General features: G+C 60.9%; 4 protein-coding genes, 1 rRNA gene and 1 pseudogene. 1 reads left to right on the top strand and 5 read right to left on the bottom strand.

Translation table 11 applies throughout. The features are described from left to right. The 5 genes and pseudogenes from J2X54_RS25620 to J2X54_RS25640 form a co-directional block, all read right to left on the bottom strand. Positions 1-77, bottom strand: a 16S ribosomal RNA gene (locus J2X54_RS25620); the annotation flags it as partial. Between the two features lie 412 nt (positions 78-489). Then, on the bottom strand, positions 490-861 hold the full coding sequence (locus J2X54_RS25625; protein WP_310184686.1) for a hypothetical protein: 372 nt from the start codon (positions 859-861) through the stop codon (positions 490-492). A gap of 99 nt (positions 862-960) precedes the next feature. Then, on the bottom strand, positions 961-1,407 hold the full coding sequence (locus J2X54_RS25630; protein WP_310184688.1) for a hypothetical protein: 447 nt from the start codon (positions 1,405-1,407) through the stop codon (positions 961-963). Beyond that, on the bottom strand, positions 1,317-1,706 hold the full coding sequence (locus J2X54_RS25635) for a hypothetical protein (protein ID WP_310184690.1): 390 nt from the start codon (positions 1,704-1,706) through the stop codon (positions 1,317-1,319). Before J2X54_RS25635 ends, J2X54_RS25630 begins: the two co-directional genes overlap by 91 nt. Before the next feature lie 202 nt (positions 1,707-1,908). Further along, a pseudogene (locus J2X54_RS25640) lies at positions 1,909-2,638 on the bottom strand (prohibitin family protein); the annotation flags it as partial. A gap of 238 nt (positions 2,639-2,876) precedes the next feature. Here J2X54_RS25640 and J2X54_RS25645 point away from each other — a divergent pair. After that, entirely contained in the window at positions 2,877-3,251 is a 375-nt protein-coding gene (locus J2X54_RS25645; protein WP_310184692.1) for an ATP-binding protein, read from the top strand. The last annotated feature ends 204 nt before the right edge of the window (positions 3,252-3,455 follow it).

Genomic DNA, 3,455 nt, shown 5'->3' on the forward strand with positions numbered 1-3,455 from the left:
CCGCGCTGCCGTTCGACTTGCATGTGTAAGGCATGCCGCCAGCGTTCAATCTGAGCCAGGATCAAACTCTTCAGTTTAATCTCTGTTTATTTGCTACTTTCGTAGCACCCTTATTGCTAAGGGGTCGCTCACTCAAAATACTGACAGGCCACTATTTTCATAGCGCCTATTTCATTAATTCTTGTGAACATTTGATATGTTAAGTATCACAGCAACTAGTGCTGCGTGCACTTTCATCAAACGTCCACACTTATCGACTGTTAATTTTTAAAGAACTTTGTTTGGTACTGCGGTCTTGCTAGCTGAAGAAGCGTTTTGTTCATCAGCGAAGAGGCAAGATTATGAAGCGTTTCGGATATTTCGTCAAGCACTTCTTTTTCTCTACCTGTCCCGCTTAACGCTGCACTGTGTGCGGTGTCTTGCGAGGGGTCGAATTATAGCCAAGGCACAACACACATGACAAGCTTTTTGTTAAATCATTTTCTCACTCTAGCGCAAGGCCAAGATCTGGCGCTTCCAGGCAGGGTCTTGCCAGCCATAGAACTGACTGAGCGACGATGGCCTGTCGGCAGACTTCAGCGTGGCCAGGGTATCGATCGCCACCAGCTCGAAGCTGCGCTTGTAGCGGGTGGCGATCCGGGCTTCTCGCGCCACCAGCATGCTCTGTGTGCCGGGCACCCAGCCGGCGAATTCCGCATTGCCCACGCCAGACTCGGTAGCGGCTGGCGGCAGTACGTACACCATCCAGCCGGCGCCGGTCTGATGGAACAGCCACATCTCGCCCCAGCCATCCACCGGCTGCACAGCCAGCGCCAATGCCGTGCGCTGCGCGTTGGCTCGCGCCGATGCCTGCCACACCACGCCCTAAATGCAACGGCGCACCAGGGATGTTGCTGGTCGTGTTTTGCGTCCACCAGGAGCACGCAGGTTTCGCCTGGTGCGCCGGCGATCGTCATTACCCTAAGCCTCGCCGCAGATGACGGCGCTGCCGACATGCTGTTCAGCAGCCCACCTCACGCTGCCAACGCGTACGCCCGTCTCGGCAAACGCGGTGGCGTCATCCTCGGTCAGCTCCGCCGGCTCAAACAGCCCAATTTCGTCGAGCGCACGCCGGGCGGACTGCATCGCGGATTCGCCCTTGCGGGCCTGCGCGAATGCCACTGATGACCACACTGCCGCGCGGCGTATGCGGACCCGGTTGCGCAGGTAGGGCGCGAGCTCGGCCAGCTGCACGCGGTCGAGCACTTCCGCACGCCACACGTCAAGGGTCGCGCAGGAGCCGGGGCCGAGTGCGGGATCGACGCACTCGGTGCGCGTCAGTCCCATCGCGGCCGCCGCGCGTTGCGGCGGCGTCGGTTGCATCGCCAGCACGCGGCGAAATGCTTCGCCGTCGTAGCACAGCTGCATGCGCCCTTCTCCTCCCGCCTGCGGACGACTACGACGTAATTGGCCACCGCCTCCAGGTGCGCGGCAATCACGACATCACCTTGCTTGCTCTGGCGCGACGAGGCGCGCCGCGCCAGCCGTTCGGCCATGCCGCTCAAGGCATCGAATGGTTCGGCGGTAATGGCCGCCGCCGGCGCCGCCTTCAGGTAGGCAGCAACATAACTGATGCCCAGCGATTCGGCGCCTGGCGTATCGCGCAGGAAGCGCACCACCGACAGCAGCTCCGGCGCATCGACCGGCGCCAGCGATATCCTGCGCACCTACGCGGTGCGGATATAGCCGGCCCGTTCGCGGCGGTGGTCATACACTTGCAGGAGTCCTGCCGCTCGCCGCGTATCTCCAGGCTGTCGCCCTGCCACCGGACGGCCTGCTGCTGGGCGCTGTCCTTGGGCGCGGCGCGCAGCGCGGCCTGGTCCCGCGTGACGATGGCCAGAATGACGGCAGTGGCAAAGAGCGACATGATTATTCGCCCGCCTTGGCACCGCCCAGCAACGACGCGCCGATAAAGCCGCCATCGGCCGGTGGCGGGGCGATGATGACCGCGAACTTGTCCGACAGCTTGTCGGCCATGGTTTTCTGGATCAAGAGCGGATTGCGGGCAATCAGTTCAACTTCGCGCTGCATCTACCCAGCAGCCACCTTGCCGATGGTGTCCTGGCGATAGGCTTCGGCGTCAGCCAGCTTGCGCCGCGCATCGGCTTCACCGGTCGCTTCGATCAGGCGCGCCTGGGCATTGCCTTCAGACGTCTTGATGCGCGCGGTCTTGTCGGCCTCCGCTTCCAGCCGGCGCTGTTCGATCTGCTTCTGCTTGAAAGGCGGTAAGTGCGCCATGGCCTGCTCCTGTGCACGGGCGGCGATGATCTGCTCAGTGCCGGCCGCTTCGGCAGCTTTTTCGCGGCGGATCTTGTCGGCGTCCGCCTCCAGCGCGCTTTGCTCCACCTGCTTTTCCTTGATCTCGAGCGTGTAGCGCATCTTTTCGTTATGCAGTTCTTTGGCCAGCAGCTTTTTCCATGCCCACTTGGTACTCCTCGGGCAGCGCGATCTTGCCGATGGTGATGCCGCGCAGCGTGATGCCATCGGCTGCCATCACACCCTGCACTGCAGGTTCGACGATGGCGCCATTGATATCGGGCGGCAGCGACTGGGCAATCCCGGCCACGCGATCGGCGTTCAGAGCGTAGCGCACCGACATAAGCATGGTGCACCCAGTAGTGTGGAAGTAACAACGCCGACGCCAGCCGTCTCTCTTCCGCGCGTGTGAAGAACTCCTCACAGGCTGCTCTGTGACTTTTACGCTAAAACCATCGATACTTCCTGGATTGACAAGCAGCGGAGCACAGCATGGCCAAAGTCGCCGTCATCGAGGGCGATCTCCCGACCAGCAATCAGCTGCGCGCCTGGATCGAGTCCGCGCCGCTTGCCTGCGCCACGTGGCCGACAATGGGCCGTGCATCGGTATCGAGAAGGCGCACTTCGACGGGCCGGACGCATTGCTGGCAAGGGCTGACGACTATTCGCTGGAAGACGTGGTTACCCATGTGCTGCGCAACGCCGAGCGCTATCGGTTACAGGAAAGCCCGATCACGATCACGCTGGCAGCCGGCGACACCGGCGCGACCATCACGATTCACAATCAAGTTCCACCCATCGCGCCCGAGATGATCGGCAATATCTTCGAGTACGGTGTATCGGACAAGCAGAATCGGGTGCCGGTGGCAGTCGCGGGCAAGGACAATTCGTGGCCAAGACGTATATGGCAAAAATGGGCGCTACGATCGCCGCGCACAATCTCGACGGTGGTGTGAGTTTTGTGATGAGCTTACAGCGTGCCGGGTGATCATAAAGCGACGCCCAAAGCGAAAAACCCCCATCTGCACTCAGCGCGATCTTGAGCGCGCTGAGGCTGATGAGGGGTTTTCTATATAACTAGCCTGACGATAACCTACTTTCACACTGGTTGCAGCACTATCATCGGCGCAAAGTCGTTTCACGGTCCTGTTCGGGATGGG

The organism is Duganella sp. 3397 (genome assembly GCF_031456625.1).
Lineage (GTDB): Bacteria > Pseudomonadota > Gammaproteobacteria > Burkholderiales > Burkholderiaceae_D > Rugamonas > Rugamonas phyllosphaerae.

Excerpts from the sequence above, each read along its gene's own strand:
- J2X54_RS25630 (WP_310184688.1), bottom strand. The coding sequence starts at position 1,407 with ATGCAGCTGTGCTACGACGGCGAAGCATTTCGCCGCGTGCTGGCGATG.